At 43.6% G+C, this 15,312-nt stretch carries 18 protein-coding genes; 4 read left to right on the top strand and 14 right to left on the bottom strand.

The annotated features are described in order from the left end of the window. Nucleotides 1-73: 73 nt before the first annotated feature. The 3 genes from AB5170_RS04820 to AB5170_RS04810 form a co-directional block, all read right to left on the bottom strand. Entirely contained in the window at nucleotides 74-691 is a 618-nt protein-coding gene (locus tag AB5170_RS04820) for a DUF4867 family protein (protein WP_226815961.1), read from the bottom strand. 181 nt (nucleotides 692-872) lie between these two features. Continuing rightward, on the bottom strand, nucleotides 873-1,760 hold the full coding sequence (locus AB5170_RS04815; RefSeq protein ID WP_368361492.1) for a helix-turn-helix domain-containing protein: 888 nt from the start codon (nucleotides 1,758-1,760) through the stop codon (nucleotides 873-875). Next, nucleotides 1,739-1,936, bottom strand: a complete 198-nt coding sequence (locus tag AB5170_RS04810) for a DUF6783 domain-containing protein (RefSeq protein WP_334297720.1) — start codon at nucleotides 1,934-1,936, stop codon at nucleotides 1,739-1,741. Before AB5170_RS04810 ends, AB5170_RS04815 begins: the two co-directional genes overlap by 22 nt. Here AB5170_RS04810 and AB5170_RS04805 point away from each other — a divergent pair. Continuing rightward, nucleotides 1,856-2,029 carry a DUF6783 domain-containing protein gene (locus tag AB5170_RS04805; protein WP_334286119.1) on the top strand — a complete coding sequence of 58 codons (174 nt, stop codon included), beginning with the start codon at nucleotides 1,856-1,858 and terminating at the stop codon, nucleotides 2,027-2,029. The genes AB5170_RS04810 and AB5170_RS04805 overlap by 81 nt on opposite strands. A gap of 160 nt (nucleotides 2,030-2,189) precedes the next feature. After that, the gene (locus AB5170_RS04800) at nucleotides 2,190-2,468 is read left to right on the top strand and encodes a type II toxin-antitoxin system HicB family antitoxin (RefSeq protein WP_118581811.1); all 279 of its coding nucleotides are present in this window, start codon (nucleotides 2,190-2,192) and stop codon (nucleotides 2,466-2,468) included. Nucleotides 2,469-2,614: 146 nt separating this feature from the next. Here AB5170_RS04800 and AB5170_RS04795 read toward each other — a convergent pair whose 3' ends face one another. The 10 genes from AB5170_RS04795 to AB5170_RS04750 form a co-directional block, all read right to left on the bottom strand. After that, nucleotides 2,615-3,859, bottom strand: coding sequence for an AGE family epimerase/isomerase (locus tag AB5170_RS04795; protein WP_368361493.1), 1,245 nt, complete (start codon nucleotides 3,857-3,859; stop codon nucleotides 2,615-2,617). A gap of 357 nt (nucleotides 3,860-4,216) precedes the next feature. Beyond that, on the bottom strand, nucleotides 4,217-4,639 hold the full coding sequence (locus AB5170_RS04790; protein ID WP_118581817.1) for a flavodoxin: 423 nt from the start codon (nucleotides 4,637-4,639) through the stop codon (nucleotides 4,217-4,219). A gap of 156 nt (nucleotides 4,640-4,795) precedes the next feature. Continuing rightward, on the bottom strand, nucleotides 4,796-5,347 hold the full coding sequence (locus AB5170_RS04785) for a DUF3793 family protein (RefSeq protein ID WP_118581820.1): 552 nt from the start codon (nucleotides 5,345-5,347) through the stop codon (nucleotides 4,796-4,798). Nucleotides 5,348-5,366: 19 nt separating this feature from the next. Further along, nucleotides 5,367-5,654, bottom strand: a complete 288-nt coding sequence (locus AB5170_RS04780) for a DUF2325 domain-containing protein (RefSeq protein WP_118581906.1) — start codon at nucleotides 5,652-5,654, stop codon at nucleotides 5,367-5,369. Between the two features lie 468 nt (nucleotides 5,655-6,122). Then, nucleotides 6,123-8,210 (bottom strand): heavy metal translocating P-type ATPase, encoded by a 2,088-nt coding sequence (locus AB5170_RS04775; protein ID WP_243243715.1) that lies wholly within the window; start codon nucleotides 8,208-8,210, stop codon nucleotides 6,123-6,125. Nucleotides 8,211-8,414: 204 nt separating this feature from the next. Beyond that, on the bottom strand, nucleotides 8,415-8,732 hold the full coding sequence (locus tag AB5170_RS04770; RefSeq protein ID WP_118581826.1) for a DUF6110 family protein: 318 nt from the start codon (nucleotides 8,730-8,732) through the stop codon (nucleotides 8,415-8,417). A gap of 216 nt (nucleotides 8,733-8,948) precedes the next feature. Next, nucleotides 8,949-9,422 (bottom strand): Fur family transcriptional regulator, encoded by a 474-nt coding sequence (locus tag AB5170_RS04765; protein ID WP_243249213.1) that lies wholly within the window; start codon nucleotides 9,420-9,422, stop codon nucleotides 8,949-8,951. A gap of 205 nt (nucleotides 9,423-9,627) precedes the next feature. Then, the gene (gene feoB / locus AB5170_RS04760) at nucleotides 9,628-11,781 is read right to left on the bottom strand and encodes a ferrous iron transport protein B (protein ID WP_173769944.1); all 2,154 of its coding nucleotides are present in this window, start codon (nucleotides 11,779-11,781) and stop codon (nucleotides 9,628-9,630) included. 313 nt (nucleotides 11,782-12,094) lie between these two features. Further along, a complete protein-coding gene (locus tag AB5170_RS04755) occupies nucleotides 12,095-12,316 on the bottom strand; it encodes a FeoA family protein (RefSeq protein WP_118581832.1) in 222 nt (73 codons plus the stop codon). A 25-nt stretch (nucleotides 12,317-12,341) separates the two neighbouring features. Then, nucleotides 12,342-12,554, bottom strand: coding sequence for a FeoA family protein (locus AB5170_RS04750; RefSeq protein ID WP_118581835.1), 213 nt, complete (start codon nucleotides 12,552-12,554; stop codon nucleotides 12,342-12,344). Nucleotides 12,555-12,704: 150 nt separating this feature from the next. Here AB5170_RS04750 and AB5170_RS04745 point away from each other — a divergent pair, with 150 nt between their 5' ends. Then, entirely contained in the window at nucleotides 12,705-12,806 is a 102-nt protein-coding gene (locus tag AB5170_RS04745; protein WP_368365045.1) for a DUF6783 domain-containing protein, read from the top strand. 210 nt (nucleotides 12,807-13,016) lie between these two features. Beyond that, nucleotides 13,017-13,901 (top strand): LD-carboxypeptidase, encoded by an 885-nt coding sequence (locus tag AB5170_RS04740; protein ID WP_195392209.1) that lies wholly within the window; start codon nucleotides 13,017-13,019, stop codon nucleotides 13,899-13,901. Here AB5170_RS04740 and AB5170_RS04735 read toward each other — a convergent pair. After that, the gene (locus tag AB5170_RS04735; protein ID WP_195392210.1) at nucleotides 13,898-15,070 is read right to left on the bottom strand and encodes an NADP-dependent malic enzyme; all 1,173 of its coding nucleotides are present in this window, start codon (nucleotides 15,068-15,070) and stop codon (nucleotides 13,898-13,900) included. The genes AB5170_RS04740 and AB5170_RS04735 overlap by 4 nt on opposite strands. Between the last annotated feature and the right edge of the window lie 242 nt (nucleotides 15,071-15,312).

Raw genomic sequence — 15,312 nt, 5'->3', positions numbered from 1 at the left:
TTTTAGTAATTGCCCCACCAACAACGTGTCGGTTTATCTTCTGAAAAAAAATGAGCAACTATGAATTATTTTATCAGTCAATTGTGATATTCTCACCCTTTAGGCCATTAAATGCGCCAGCGATCTTCGCATCCTCATGTGCGATCAGCCATTTGTTCTTGGCTGTCATCAGGCTGTCCTCTCCTGTCTTCTCAGTCTGGAAAGTAAGGTCTGTGTTGGTTCCTTTCGGAAGTACGACAACACACTGGAAACCGCCCTCATTCACATGGCATGGTGCGTAGTGAAGTGTGGTAGCGTATACCTCGATACCGGTTCCTGCCGGTACAAGGAATGCCTCGATCTTAGATGTATCATAGGTATGATCCGGCTCAATGTCCTGCTGATGTCCGATAAGAAGGACAAGATCTGTAACCGCTACATTAATCTCGGAATTACGATGATACTCCACTGCATTCAGCTTCTTGTTATGGCCGTTGCAGTATCCGATCTGGACCGGCAGCCCGCCGTATCCCTTGTTCTGCAGGTCTTTCATAATATCCAGTGCCTCCAGTTCCTCAACGGATGGAACGTAGATTACGTCCTCTGGAACCGGAGTGTGTTTCATCTCTTTGATAAGACCTGTAAAGTCGTATCCCTCCAGCACCTGTCCATATTTACGGAATGCCGGATCTGTTACTTTCTGAATCTTCACGATTAACCTCCTTTTGCACATATCAGAATGCGGACATGGCTGCTATCTGCCACTCTCGCAACAGTCCAATATGCTCATACTCAAGATTCCCGAACCAGGTGCTGACCTCAGTCCGCCCTGATTCTTTCTGCATGAAAAAAGCATACCATATTCTGGTATGCTTTACGACGGTTTTCTTGTCTTATCTATAGCTCTTTTTTGACATTTTTTCTTTTGGAGTTGTGTTAAATTTTTGTCTTACTTCGCTTGGAAGTCTGTTATATTTCTTCTGAAATTCTCTGGAAAAGGCTCTGCTGCTGGCAAAGCCGTTGTCCAGGGCAATCTGGCTCACGGTTTTCTCTGTATTCATCAGTTCCCGATATGCATAAGACATGCGAATTTCCTGTAAATAAGTCTTAAAATTGATTTTTGCATACTTTTTGAACATTCTCGACAAATAAGCATCTGAATAGCCAAATAAATTTGCCATCTCAGAAAGTTTCAGTTCTTCTGTATAATGCTCACGCATGTAAGTGGTAATTTTTGACAAAGCATCCAGGCGTCGGCTGTCCTTAATTTCCTCCTGCGCAGCCTCTGTCTCACGATAATCCCTTACCAACAGATACAAAATATTGTAGTACAGTGCCATAGTCCGGTACTCCCATCCTTCTTCACGGGCACGGTACACCTTATAAAGCTCCTCTATAAAAAATGCCAGCTTCCGGTTATCCGGAGCCTTGGACTTCTGATCCTTTGCCACACGGGCTGCACTTGTAAATCGGATAAACCGCTGGGCAGTAAAATATTTTTCAAACTGCTTCAGTGGAATCTGCAAAACCACAGTCTCATTTTTCCCTGGGGCGTGAATGGAATGGATCTCATTGGAATTGATGATGATCAGTCCGCCAGCCTCCAGGGGGTACTCTTCTTCATTAAGAAAAAAAGTCAGTCTGCCTTTTAGCACTGCAAAAATCTCAATTGAGGTATGCCAGTGTTTCTCTCTTTCGTAATTGCCGTGTCCGCCTTCAAATAAAAAGATTTTGAAGGGAAGACCTTCGTTTGGTATGATCAATTCATGCTGAAATTCCAAGATTTCACCTCCGGCAGGTATATTTCTATAAAGCCGCGCCATTTTCTTTCAGTTCCGAACCGGCTAGAACGTGTTTGAAAAAGGCTTTCTGCAAGATGTTCGTCACAATTTGTGGGAGATTTCGCTCGGATGAGGGCGCCGTAGCGGGCTACGGCAACCGAATTCGGGTGAAATATACCGCAAAGTGGGGCGTGCAGATTGCGGGAATGATTTTTCAAACACGCTCTAAAGTCTCTTGCTGTAAGAATATCATTTTCCCCTATATTTGACAATCCTGTTTCTTAGATTCTTTTTGGCTCCGCTGCCACGTCTTTTCTCGTTTCGTATTTTCTTAAATACAAGTTTTTTCTTATCTTGTATTTACCAGCTCAAACGCTTATAATTGAAATTAATTTTCAATATGTTATTTTTATTTTCGGGAGGTTTATCATGAAATTTATATATCCTGCTGTTTTTAAGAAAACCGAAGATGGTCGTTATAAGGGAACTTTCCCAGACCTGGAAGGCTGCTTCGGAGAAGGAGACACTTTAGACGAAGCTATCGAAAGCGCTAACGCTGCTGCATTCGACTGGATTTCTGTAGAGCTCTCCGAAGAAGTTCCAGAGCTGCCTCCGATCACAGATCCAGATGATATGGAATTAGAAGATGAGGATGTGGTCAGAAATATCCAGGTGAACATCCGGTTGTATGATGGGTGGGATGAATGAAGTTTACCGTGAGTGTTTGAAATGTCCGCTTACGTTCCAGACTTCACTGACTTACCTAATAAGTCCAAAATGGGGAGGCAAAGCCTCCCCATTAATTTTACCACTGTACCTGGTCAAAACCTTCTCAGTTACAAAATATTTTTGATTTATCTTGCCTGCTTCTTCACTGCCACTGCAATGGACAGACCGGGAGCATAATATGGAATCAATGTAGCCTGCAGTGCATGATAAATATCAGACTTTCCAGGCCATACGGTCTCCAGAAGATTGTTCTCTCTGTCCAGCTGGTGGAACCAGGAACCGTTTACGTGATCCAGAACTTTCTCATCCAGATATTTCATAAACTCTGCATAATCTGCTGCGTATTTCTCATTATCTGTTACATGGAACAGAACGGAAGAGGTGTTGATTGCTTCTGCAAGAGTCCAGTGCATTCTGTCATGGACTACAGGTTTGCCGTTCCAGTCTGTTGTGTAACAGATTCCCGGTGCACCGTCTGCATTCCATGCGTCAGCAACTGCGCGGTTATACAGATTCTCTGCAGCTTCAATATAAGGTGCTGCGCCAGCCTTATCCTCTTTATATGTAGAAAGCGCCCACTGTGTGATCAGTCTTGCCCACTCAATTCCGTGTCCCGGAGTTGCGCCGTATGGCTTAAACTGGTCGTCCGGGCGGTCTTTGTTGCATTCCAGATCCGGTACCCAGTCACTGGAAAAATGCTCCGGTATACGCCAGTTATTGTCCTTTGCCCATACCAGAACATGGTCGATGATCCTGCCTGCACGTACACGATATTTCTCATCCCCGGTCACATCAGCTGCGGCAAGAAACGCCTCAACGGTATGCATATTTGCATTCAAGCCTCGATAGGAATCCAGCTCTGTAAATTCTGTGTTCCAGGTATCACAGGAAAGTCCTTCTTCCTCGTTCCAGAATCTCAGATCATAAAGTGCCAAGGCATCTTTCAAAAGCTCTGCTGCCCCTTCTCTGCAGGCCAACACGCCGGAAGAAGCTGCCAGAATTACAAATGCATGGGCATAGCACTGCTTGGTTGGAACAATTTCATTGTCCTTTGTAAGACCTGCATACCAACCACCATTTTGATCATCGTGAAGCTCGCCTCTAAGCCCCTTCAACGCTGCATCAGCCAATGCCTCGCTGCCTTCATGTCCAAGCATGGAACCAATGCTGTACACATGTGTCATACGGCTTGTGATCCAGGTTTCACGGTTACGGTCTTTCCAGGGAGTGCCGTCATCTCCAAGATAATAGGAGCTTCCTCCTGGTGACGGAAACTGATGCCCGAAGCTTAATAAACCATCTCTTACATCCTGCAGAAATTCCTGGTTTTCAGCTGTTCCAAGCTGATATTTTTTCTCTGTAACTGCCATTTCTGTTTTCTCCTTTTATACTGTAATATACTGTGAAAGTCCCGCTCTACAGCTGACTTGCATATATAGTGATGTCACAAATAGGCAACAAGTCCGTTTTGTGATGATCTCCCACTTTGCTATCTTCATTTTACCTTGTCTGAAAGGCCTTGAACAGAGGGGTGAACTTTGGCTTTTATGGGGATTTTTACTGTTTCACTTTTCTGATACAATTATACTCCCAGACGGGATTTCGGTCAATTTATTTAAGTTTCATCAAAACAGCCGCCATTAGTACGTTATTTGCACTAATAGCGGCTGTAAATGTTATTATTGTTATAATAATCTATATTCTGTTTTTTTCAAAAACAGTTCCAATCAGCAGATAGCTTTTCCAAGCTCAATGCAGGCTGCCTGAGCCTCATCATCTGGCTCTTCGTTGCAGATTACACTGTCAACAGCAAGTGCAACGCCATCGTTCTGGCATTTTTCTTCCCAGCTGCGCATCCAGTCGCCGTCTCCCCATCCGTAGGAACCGAAGAGCGCTACTTTTTTGCCTGCAAGCTTTGGCTCACATGCTTCGAATACCGGCTGGAATACGGAATCCTCAAGCTCCTCATCTCCCATTGCAGGGCATCCGAAAGCTACACCGTCAAAACTGCTGATATCTGTTCCATCAAAATCATCTGCACTGATCACTTCTACCTCAGCTCCTGCAGCTTTTGCACCTTCCGCTACTTTATTTGCCATTTCCTCTGTATTACCAGTTCCGCTCCAATATACAACTGCTACTTTACTCATAACTTCACTTAACCTCTTTCTTTTATAATTTTATTGCCAGCCTGTGAGATCATTTATGTTTTATCCTCCACATCTGGCACTTTAATAACGAAAGTCAGCTTTTCCGTGACTCTTATCGCTTTTTGGCTGTCACCCATAGTGGACTTTCATTGTATGTCAGGCAGCCACTGTCAGCTGCAGAACACTCCTGCCTTTTGCCCATAGATTCCGATAAACCTCGCGGCATTTATGGTACTTCTGAAACATTTTCAATGCTTCACATTCATTACAATATACTTTCCAGCAGCCGGAACATTTATAATTCTGTCCGCCATTCTGGATAAAACCAATTACGTCCCCAAGTGGATAATCAAGAAAAATCCCAATCTCATGTGGAAAATCTTCTGATGCCTCAAAGCGCTTCTTCAGTAACGCCAGGCACTGTTCCGGTTCTGTATTTTCATATCCATATTTTTCCAGAAACCGGGCAACTCCAGGACGATTCAGATTCTGTGCCAGCTGTTTTTCCCGGTATACATAAACCAGAGAACGGTTACCACGACTGCGAAGTGCCAGCAGCTTCACGCCCTTTGGATTCATCAGCTGATTCCACCTGGAAATCTGAAGGTCTATATTTTCTCCCTCTTCACAACAGGCATTGAAAAGATTGGCTGCTTTTAATGAAGCAAGGGTGGGAGCACAGTGCTCAATGAGACATTTCTCAATCATGATAAACTCCTTATCTTTTTTATGCCATCACCGCATGCTCATCCAGCGCACACTTTAAAGCGCTTGCGCTGCTGGTATGGATGCGCGCTACCGGAATGTTGTTTTTCTTTGCTTCCTGGGATGCACTGATGACCATTTTATGGGACACTGTATTGGTAAAAAGCACCATCAGATCCGGGCATCCGATTTTTTTACGGATGGCGCCGTTCTCTTTTGGAAAAACCTTCGCCTTATATCCATAGTCTTTGCAGATATCGGTATACTGACATACCATTCTCTCATTTCCGCCGATGATTACAATACTCATGTAAATTGTCCTTTCCGGGTTTCCTGAAGCTTCTGAAAATGAAGAAACCTCCCTGCTTCCATGCAATGTTTTCTCCTTATTTTCGTTAGTCTGTTCTAACCCTTTGTTAAAAAAATTAGAAGCTTTCCGTTTACTGTTTACAACCTTCCCAGTAACGCCTGCACTTCTGAAATATGTTTTAGTTGCTGCAGTCCTTTACATTTTATTTTATGTAAAATGTGCTGATTATATATTTTTATAGTTCTACGCTTCGGTTAGCTTATGCTAACTTTTATGGTGTTAGTTTACACTAATCCTTTATTTCTGTCAAGTACTAAGCAAAAAAAAAGAGAGCTAATGAAAAACAGTCTCATTAACTCTCTGATTATATTCAGAAGTTCCACTATTACCGCAGAGCGTGTTTGAAAAATCATTCCCGCAATCAGAACCCGATTTTTTTACAATGTCCGCAATGCGCGACACATCCGTTCAGATTTCCTCAGTGCCCACCAGATTCTTCATACTGTTCATACCGATCAGCAATGTTGAAGTATTGTGAAGCAATGCTGAGGTAGTCGGCTGCAGGATTCCGGCAACGCCCAGCAGAATCAGACCAGTGTTAAATCCTACGATCGTTCTGTAATTATTGTGGATACGCTTCATCAGCGCGTCACTGATATGCTTCAGAACTACGATACCTTCCAGATTATCCGCACCGATAGTGATGTCTGCGATCTCTCTTGCAATCTCAGCGCCTTCGCTTACTGCAATACCTGCGTCAGCTGCAGAAAGTGCCGGGGAATCGTTAATTCCATCACCCAGCATGACAACCTTGCGTCCTTTTGCTTTCTCTTTTTCCACGAAGCTTGCTTTATCTTCCGGAAGAACCTCAGAATAATATTCGTCAACGCCGACCTTGGCAGCAACAGCCCTGGCTGTACGTTCACTGTCTCCGGTCATCATAACCACCTTGCTGAATCCGGCTTTTTTCAGCGCTTTTACAACTGCAGGAGCTTCCTCACGGAGAGGATCCTCAATGCAGATAACAGCTGCAAGACTTCCTTCAATTGCAAGATACAGATGGGAATACTCATTTGGAAGATTTTTAAACTTCTCTTCCATGCCTTCCGGAATGGTACATTTCTCATCCTCGAATACAAAATGGGAGCTTCCGATGATTGCTTTTTTCCCTTCAATGGTTGTAGAAATACCATGAGCCACAATGTATTCTACTTTGGAATGCATTTCCTCATGATCCAGTTTTCTCTTCTTCGCTGCGTCTACAACAGCTTTCGCCATGGAATGGGGAAAATGTTCTTCCAGGCAGGCTGCAATTCTTAGCAGTTCATTTTCGTTCTGTCCATTAAACGGGACAACCTCAGCTACTGTAGGTTCTGCCTTGGTAAGCGTACCAGTCTTGTCAAATACGATCGTATCGGCATCCGCAACTGCCTCCAGGAATTTACCGCCTTTCACAGTGATTTTGTATTCTCCTGCCTCCCGGATAGCGGAAAGTACGGAAACCGGCATTGCCAGCTTCAGGGCACAGGAGAAGTCAACCATCAATACGGAGACAGCCTTGGTTACATTTCTGGTAAGCAGATAGGTAAGTGCTGTACCGCCAAGTGTGTATGGGACCAGTCTGTCCGCCAGGTGCTCGGCCTTGCTCTCAAGACCGGATTTCAGCTTCTCAGTATCCTCAATCATGGCTGCGATCTTCTCATAACGGCTGGAACCACCAACTGCTTTTACAGTAATGACAGCCTCGCCCTCTTCCACAACCGTACCTGCGTATACAGAATTTCCTTCCACTTTTCTTACAGGAACAGATTCACCAGTCAGGGAAGCCTGGTTTACCATAGCCTCGCCCTCTGCGATCAAACCGTCAAATGGGATCACGTTTCCCATATGTACCACAACCAGGTCACCAGCCTGAATCTTGTCTGCGTCCACCAGCACCTCTGTTCCTTCACTGCGAAGCCATACCTTACCAGTGTTCAGAGACATGGTACGTGCCAGATCATCCACAGATTTCTTGTGGGTCCACTCCTCTAGCAATTCTCCGATTCCAAGCAGGAACATAACAGAACCGGCTGTGGAGAAGTCGCCGCGGAAAATAGAAACACCGATTGCAGTTGCATCCAGAACCGGAACCTCGATCTTACGCTTCCAGAGTGTCTTAACCCCCAGCCAGATGTATTTCACAGACATTGCAGTGGTATAGATTGCAGACAATGGATATGGCAAAAGCAGCTTACGTCCGTAATGGAAAATAACTTTATTTACCAGCTTCTCCTTATAAGTCTCATTTAATTCTCTTCCGGAATTCTCCAGCACCTGGGCCGGTACGCTGACACGGCTGTAACCAAACGCCTGAATTGCCTTCAACAGTTCATTCCGCTCTCCGGTGTAGTAAATAAGAGCATCACTGGTACGGTTAAAGACCTGAGCCTTCTTTACTCCATCCAGATTTTCCAGGTAATACTGAAGGGTATCTGCCTGGGTAAAATTCATATATTTCTGAAAAAGATGGACTCTGATACGCCCTTTTTTCTCATGTTTAATTGTAAATTTCAACTTGTTCACCTACTTTTTCTTCAAAGCAAGAGTTACTGTTCATTACGTTCACCACAATCACTTCGCGCTACACTCTTCGCGTTTTCAGTAAAATTTGTTCACCCAAAATATCCTGCAGAACTTTTCGAACGAACAGCAACAATTAAGAGGACTGTCGCAAAAACGGCAGTCCCCAATATGTTTGCAATGTATTTCACTGCCATCTTACTCAGCAGTTTCCTCTGTCTCAGCTTCTTCAGTTTCTTTAAACTCAGTCTCGCTCTCAGCTGCCTCATCCTCAAACGGCTCCTCAGCTGCTTTTCTGTCCTCATTGATCTGCTGTGCATCTGCATAGATATCACCTGCATTTTCCTGAACAGTTGTAACCGTCTTCATTACACAGTCCTTTGCTCTTAAAACAGCTGCTGTGCACTCTGTGTAAACTTTTTTCGCATCTTTGCTTGAAAGAAGCTTGATACCTGCAGTTCCGAATAAAACACCTGCTGCAAAAAGTCCTGTCTTGTCCCATTTAAAACTTGCCATGATTAAATTCCTCCTTATAGTGAAACGTTATTGTTGTTAATTGTTTTTCAATATTTTGGTATTATATATCAGTTTTTCTGAAATTCCCAGTGCTATTTTGCTTATCGAGAAATATTCTCATTATTTTCCTGTTTTAGAGCGTGTTTGAAAAAAATCTAGTTTTCTTCCCCAGATAACTGTTATTTTTATATGCCTTCATTCTGTCACTGCCAGATTTCAAGCCCCGCACTTTGACATGGTCATCTCAATACTTTCAATATCCTGATCTCCGATATAGCCCATATTTTTCAATCCAGCTCTTACAACCTGTTTCCAGACTTCAGAAGGCAGCTTACAGACAGTATCATCGCTGAGTCTTACAGTGCAGCCATTTTCCTGGCAGCATGCTTCACAGCTGGAAATCCGGTACATGTTCTTGCGGCTGATGGCGCCGATTTTTTCCAGCATATTTACCATGCGGTAAATTGTGGCCGGTCCAATATTTCGATCTTTCTCCTGCACCTTGTAATAAATTTCCTTGCAGCAGGAACACTCCTCCTCCAGAATAATATCCAGGATCAGCTGGCGCTGTCTGGTGATCCTGCAGCCCTGTTCGCGTAATCGTTCAAAAATCATATCTTTCTGCATTTGTGTGCGCTGATATGCTTCCTGATTTTCATATGCTTTTTCTTCAACTGCATTTTTCATCATTTTCATCGCCATCCTTTTTGATTTCTGTGTGATTTTATGCCAGGAGCTGGAATTTCTATATAAAGAGAAATCATAACGGTTCGCGCCTTCACTGCTGCAGAACATCTCTTTTCCAAAACGAAATACTATTGTGATTTCCCCTTATATAAAAATTCCAGCCTGTATCTCTTTAAGGGATACAGGCTGAATTATTTAAGAACTTTGCTTAAGCAATACTCTTTGTATTAACTTTTAAGCTGTTGCTCTCTTTATATGGTCTGAACAGCAGGTACAGGAATGCTGCAACCAGAACAAATGCTACAACAGTTCCGATTCCAAATCCGCCGCCTGTAAGCAGTGTACCAATCTGATAAATGCAAAGTGAAACTACATAAGCAAGACCACACTGATAACCGATTGCAAACCAGAACCATTTTGCGTTGTTCATCTCTCTCTTGATTGCACCCATAGCCGCGAAGCACGGAGCGCAAAGAAGATTGAATACCAGGAATCCATAAGCTGCAATTGGAGTCATAACCTGTGCAAGATTTCCCCAGATCTCAGCTCCATCCTCTGCAACCTCTGCAAATCCGAAGAGCATACCAAATGTAGCAACAACGTTCTCTTTTGCAATAAGACCTGTTACGGCTGCAACTGCCATCTTCCAGCCCTCTCCTGCTTTTGTCCATCCAAGAGGAGCAAAAATCCAGGCGATAGCAGAACCAATCTTGGCAAGAATACTGTTGTTCAGTTCTTCTACCATTCCGAAGGAACCGCCTTCCCAGCCGAATCCCATGAGAAACCAGAGAACGATTGTGGAAAGAAGAATGATGGTACCAGCTTTCTTGATGAAAGACCAGCCTCTCTCCCACATGCTTCTCAGAATATTGCCGACTGTCGGCCAGTGATATGCCGGAAGCTCCATAACGAATGGTGCCGGCTCGCCAGCGAACATTTTTGTTTTCTTAAGGATGATACCGGAGCAGATGATTGCTGCGATACCAACAAAGTAACAGCTTGTCGCAACCCATCCGCTGTTGTTAAAGAATGCACCTGCAATCATTGCAATGATCGGGAGCTTCGCACCACAAGGAACAAATGTTGTGGTCATAATTGTCATTTTACGGTCACGGTCGTTCTCGATTGTACGGGAAGCCATAACTCCAGGAACACCACATCCGGAACCGATCAACATTGGGATGAAGGATTTTCCGGAAAGACCGAATTTACGGAAGATTCTGTCCATGATGAATGCAACACGAGCCATGTAACCGCAGGACTCAAGGAATGCAAGGAACAGGAACAGAACCAGCATCTGCGGTACGAAACCAAGTACAGCGCCAACACCGGCAACAATACCGTCAAGGATCAGTCCCTGCAGCCATGCAGCGCAATTTACAGCTTCCAGAGCAGACTCAACTGCCGGAGGAATAATCTCACCGAAGAGTACATCATTTGTCCAATCTGTTACAATAGTTCCAACAGTGGTTACAGACACATAATAAACAACCCACATTACAACTGCGAAGATCGGAAGCGCCAGCCATCTGTTGGTTACGATTCTGTCGATCTTATCGGAGGTTGTAAGCTTCTTTCCTGTAGAGGATTTTGTATAGCACTGTCCAATAATGGAAGAGATGTATACATAACGCTCGTTTGTGATAATACTCTCTGTATCATCATCGAATTTATCTTCCAGAGCCTTTACTTCGTAAGACACATCCGGAACGCTCTTCATCTGCTCTACGATCTTGTCATCTTTCTCGATAAGCTTGATTGCAAAGAAACGTTTCTGAGCCTCTGCAACAGTTCCTGTCAGCTTATTCTCAACAGATTTGATCGCATCCTCAACATCCTGTGCAAATTCGTGAACCGGAACGGTTTTCTTTTTGCTCTGTGCTGCGCTGATTGCTTTCTCAGCAGCTTTCATAATTCCGGTTCCTTTCAGAGCGGAAATCTCAACTACTTCGCAGCCAAGCTTTTTGCTCAATTTGTCAATGTGGATCTTGTTTCCGGATTTCTGAACCAGGTCCATCATGTTGATAGCCATAACTACCGGAATACCAAGCTCCATGATCTGTGTGGACAGATACAGGTTACGTTCAAGGTTTGTACCATCTACGATGTTGATGATCGCATCTGGCATTTCATTGATCAGGTAATTTCTGGCAACCACTTCCTCAAGTGTGTATGGGGAAAGGGAATAAATACCAGGAAGGTCCATGATGGTTACATCCTTATGACCTTTCAGTTTACCTTCTTTTTTCTCTACTGTTACACCGGGCCAGTTACCAACGAACTGGTTAGAGCCGGTCAGTGCATTGAATAATGTGGTCTTGCCGCAGTTAGGGTTACCTGCAAGTGCAATCTTAATCGACATTTTCATGCCTCCTCTTTCTTTCCAGATTTTCTTTTTCCGGGCTTATTATATACAGCTTCTGCTGATTTTAGTTGCCCTGTGCTGCCGATTGTTTTAATCAGCTTTCATTTGTTAGTGTTTCAACCTTTTATTAGGTTTCGCTAACCAATCAGGTAAAAAAAATTGCCTGTTCACTTCCAGAACATGCAATTTCATGCTGTGCTGATTTTGCCACTGTTCATATGACAACATTTGTAAAATGTTTCTCAAAAATATGTGAGCAGTAACTTTTCCCTTATGTACACACAGCAAAGTACTATATCCTGTACAGTATTTATTCTACCTCTATCATTTCTGCATCGACTTTTCTCAGAGACAGTTCATAATCTCTTACGGTTACTTCAATAGGATCTCCAAGCGGTGCAACTTTACGTACATAGATCTGTACCCCTTTGGTGATTCCCATATCCATGATACGTCTCTTTACTGGTCCTTCGCCGTGCAGTCTCTTCACTGTGACAGTCTGCCCTACGCCAACTTGCCGTAATGTTTTCATAATACTTGCTCCTTTTTTCTGGATTTCAGACCATGATCCGATTCGCCATATCCTTGCCAATGGCAACTCTGGAATCTTTCACATTCACGATCATGTTACCGCTGATCTCGCTTACAACGGTTACTGTGGCTCCCTGTACAAACCCAAGATTTTCAAGGAATTTACGGGTTTCTTCTTTACCGCCGACTTTTTTAATCACCTGCGGCTCTCCTTCGTTTACCATTGATAACGGCATCATATCATCCTTCCTTTTTTGTGCTTTAGAAACATCTATTCATTATTATGTTTTGCTTACGTTGATTAGTATATTCTAATTTATATAAGCTGTCAATAATTTATTTGCATTTTTTTCTCATTTTTTTCACTGCAATATCGTAAATTTTGACCAGTGCTTTTTGAAAATGTTTCGAGATTCCAGAGTGTGCTAAAAAAAATTTCTACAAAATATACCGCAAAGTGGGGCGTACAGATTGCGGAACGTTACCAGTGAACATTAACTGCGGGAATGCTTTTTCAAACACGCTCCAGTATGAATGGTGGATTTATGGGGAATTATTGTTTATAATGTAAAAGAAGATAAAAAGTGTTGAATGAGCGTATTTTTATGCTTCATACATTGTTTTAGATAGTAAAATCTGTGAAAAAGTTACATGTATAAAAAAATCACATGTACTTTATTGAAAAGAAAGGATTACTTTTTATGAAACAGGGAAGCAAAATCGGGATTGTCTGTTGTTCCAACGGACTTAGGCCAGAACAGGCCGAAACAATAAAAATGTTGGTGCAGATTCTGGAAAAATCCGGACTAGAAGTAGATCTTAGCCCTTACCTTTATGGAGATGAAAACGGACAGGCTGGAACTGCCAGGGAGCGTGCCGGGGCTCTTATGAAATTTTATGAGGATGATTCTGTCACGGATATTTTTGACGTATCTGGCGGGGATATGGCCAACGAGATTTTATCCTATCTGGATTTTCAGACCATTGCTTACGGAAAAAAGCATTTTTGGGGATATAGTGATCTGACAACAATTATAAATGCCATTTATGCCCGAACAGGGAAATCTTCTGTCCTGTACCAGATACGAAATCTCACCTACGATCACAGCCAGTCCCAGATAACGGACTTTCTTAATACTACCTTGGCGGGATCCTCTTCTCTTTATGATTTCCCTTATGAATTTGTGCAGGGAACTCATATGGAGGGAATTGTAGTAGGAGGAAATATACGGTGCCTTTTGAAGCTGGCTGGCACGCCCTACTGGCCGGATATGCGAGAGAAAATCCTGCTTCTGGAGTCCTTTGGAGGAAAACTGCCGCAGATGGTGACTTATTTAAGCCAGTTGAGCCAGATGGGGGTATTTAAGAAAGTAAATGGGATTTTGTTGGGGACGTTTACGAAAATGGAGGCGGATAACTGTCAGCCAGATATGGCAAAACTGCTTCTTGAATTCACAGAAAAAAAGACGCCCATTGCGAAAACACCTTTGATCGGGCATGGAACGGATTCAAAGGCAATTCGCATCGGGCATCGTTTAAAGTTATTCTCCGCAGAAGAAAACAAACGGATATATAAAGAATTTTAGATCCTAGCCACTCCGCTCCTAATGGCAGCTTCAGCAGTAGCCTTCGCAACCGCATCTTTCACTCTTGAATCAAATGCTGCTGGCAGAATATAATCAGCGCAGAGTTCTTCGTCGCTTACCAGGCCTGCAATGGCGTAAGCTGCGGCAATCTTCATTTCGTCGTTGATGTCAGATGCACGGACATCAAGGGCACCACGGAAGATTCCCGGGAAGCAGAGAACATTGTTCACCTGATTCGGATAGTCGGAACGACCTGTGGATACTACCGCTGCTCCTGCTGCCTTGGCCTCATCCGGAAAAATCTCAGGAGTCGGGTTTGCGCAGGCAAAGATGATCGGATCTTTCGCCATAGTGCGAACCATATCCGGAGTAAGGGTTCCAGGTGCGGAAACACCAATAAATACGTCAGCACCTTTGATCACTTCACTCAAGGAGCCCTTCTCATGATTGGCGTTTGTGATCTTCGCCATCTCTTCCTTGATTGGGTTCAGACCCTCACGGCCTTCGTAAATTGCACCTTTACGGTCTGTCATAATAACGTTCTTAAGTCCCATAGAAATAAGAAGTTTGATAATTGCGATTCCGGCAGCTCCTGCTCCGGAAGTAACGATCTTAATGTCTTCGATTTTCTTGCCAACAACCTTCAGCGCATTGATCACACCTGCAAGTGTAATAACTGCAGTACCATGCTGGTCGTCATGGAAAATCGGAATATCACAGCACTCTTTCAGCTTCTTCTCAATCTCAAAGCATCTCGGTGCGGAAATATCCTCCAGGTTTACACCGCCGAAGCTTCCAGCCAGAAGGCGAACGGTCTGCACAATCTCATCTACATCCTTGCTTCGAACACAAAGCGGAATAGCATCTACATCACCAAACTCTTTGAACAGAACACATTTGCCCTCCATAACCGGCATACCAGCCTCCGGGCCGATATCTCCAAGGCCAAGAACAGCGGTACCGTCAGTTACTACAGCAACCGTATTCCAACGTCTGGTCAGTTCATAACTTTTATTAATATCTTTCTGAATCTCAAGGCAAGGCTGTGCAACACCAGGGGTGTAAGCAAGGCTTAAAGCATCCTTGGAATCAACCTTTGCTCTTGAAACAACTTCAATTTTACCTTTTAACTCATAGTGCATCTTTAAGGATTCTTTTGCGTAATCCATGTTCGTATCTCCTCTTCTGAAAAAAATGTGTGGGCACCTGCTCTCATTATTATACGCAGCAGGTCCCGCTCGGATACAAAATATCCACTTTGGGCTACAAGGGAAAGTATATACGAAACTTCGTCAAATCACAACATGAAAATATGAATAAATCTCTCAATAAACAGAACACGTTACTGCTCACTCCGTTCACAGCAACGCGCTTCGCGATGCACAGAAATCATGCATTCGCATGATTTCGC

Source organism: Ruminococcus sp. RTP21484sp1_RTP21281st1_A8_RTP21281_210402, from assembly GCF_040914025.1.
In the GTDB taxonomy this organism is placed as follows: Bacteria; Bacillota; Clostridia; order Lachnospirales; family Lachnospiraceae; genus Blautia_A; species Blautia_A faecis.
The sequence above is the reverse complement of the archived record's forward strand: the minus strand, read 5'-3'. Positions and strand labels throughout refer to the sequence as shown.

Bases quoted from the DNA above. Each gene is read 5' to 3' on its own strand.
- AB5170_RS04740 (WP_195392209.1), top strand. From the start codon at position 13,017: ATGAAACAGGGAAGCAAAATCGGGATTGTCTGTTGTTCCAACGGACTT.
- AB5170_RS04755 (WP_118581832.1), bottom strand. From the start codon at position 12,316: ATGAAAACATTACGGCAAGTTGGCGTAGGGCAGACTGTCACAGTGAAG.
- AB5170_RS04800 (WP_118581811.1), top strand. From the start codon at position 2,190: ATGAAATTTATATATCCTGCTGTTTTTAAGAAAACCGAAGATGGTCGT.
- feoB (WP_173769944.1), bottom strand. From the start codon at position 11,781: ATGTCGATTAAGATTGCACTTGCAGGTAACCCTAACTGCGGCAAGACC.
- AB5170_RS04780 (WP_118581906.1), bottom strand. From the start codon at position 5,654: ATGAGTATTGTAATCATCGGCGGAAATGAGAGAATGGTATGTCAGTAT.
- AB5170_RS04795 (WP_368361493.1), bottom strand. From the start codon at position 3,859: ATGGCAGTTACAGAGAAAAAATATCAGCTTGGAACAGCTGAAAACCAG.
- AB5170_RS04735 (WP_195392210.1), bottom strand. From the start codon at position 15,070: ATGGATTACGCAAAAGAATCCTTAAAGATGCACTATGAGTTAAAAGGT.
- AB5170_RS04790 (WP_118581817.1), bottom strand. From the start codon at position 4,639: ATGAGTAAAGTAGCAGTTGTATATTGGAGCGGAACTGGTAATACAGAG.
- AB5170_RS04750 (WP_118581835.1), bottom strand. From the start codon at position 12,554: ATGATGCCGTTATCAATGGTAAACGAAGGAGAGCCGCAGGTGATTAAA.
- AB5170_RS04770 (WP_118581826.1), bottom strand. From the start codon at position 8,732: ATGGCAAGTTTTAAATGGGACAAGACAGGACTTTTTGCAGCAGGTGTT.
- AB5170_RS04785 (WP_118581820.1), bottom strand. From the start codon at position 5,347: ATGATTGAGAAATGTCTCATTGAGCACTGTGCTCCCACCCTTGCTTCA.
- AB5170_RS04805 (WP_334286119.1), top strand. From the start codon at position 1,856: ATGTTCGTCACAATTTGTGGGAGATTTCGCTCGGATGAGGGCGCCGTA.
- AB5170_RS04765 (WP_243249213.1), bottom strand. From the start codon at position 9,422: ATGATGAAAAATGCAGTTGAAGAAAAAGCATATGAAAATCAGGAAGCA.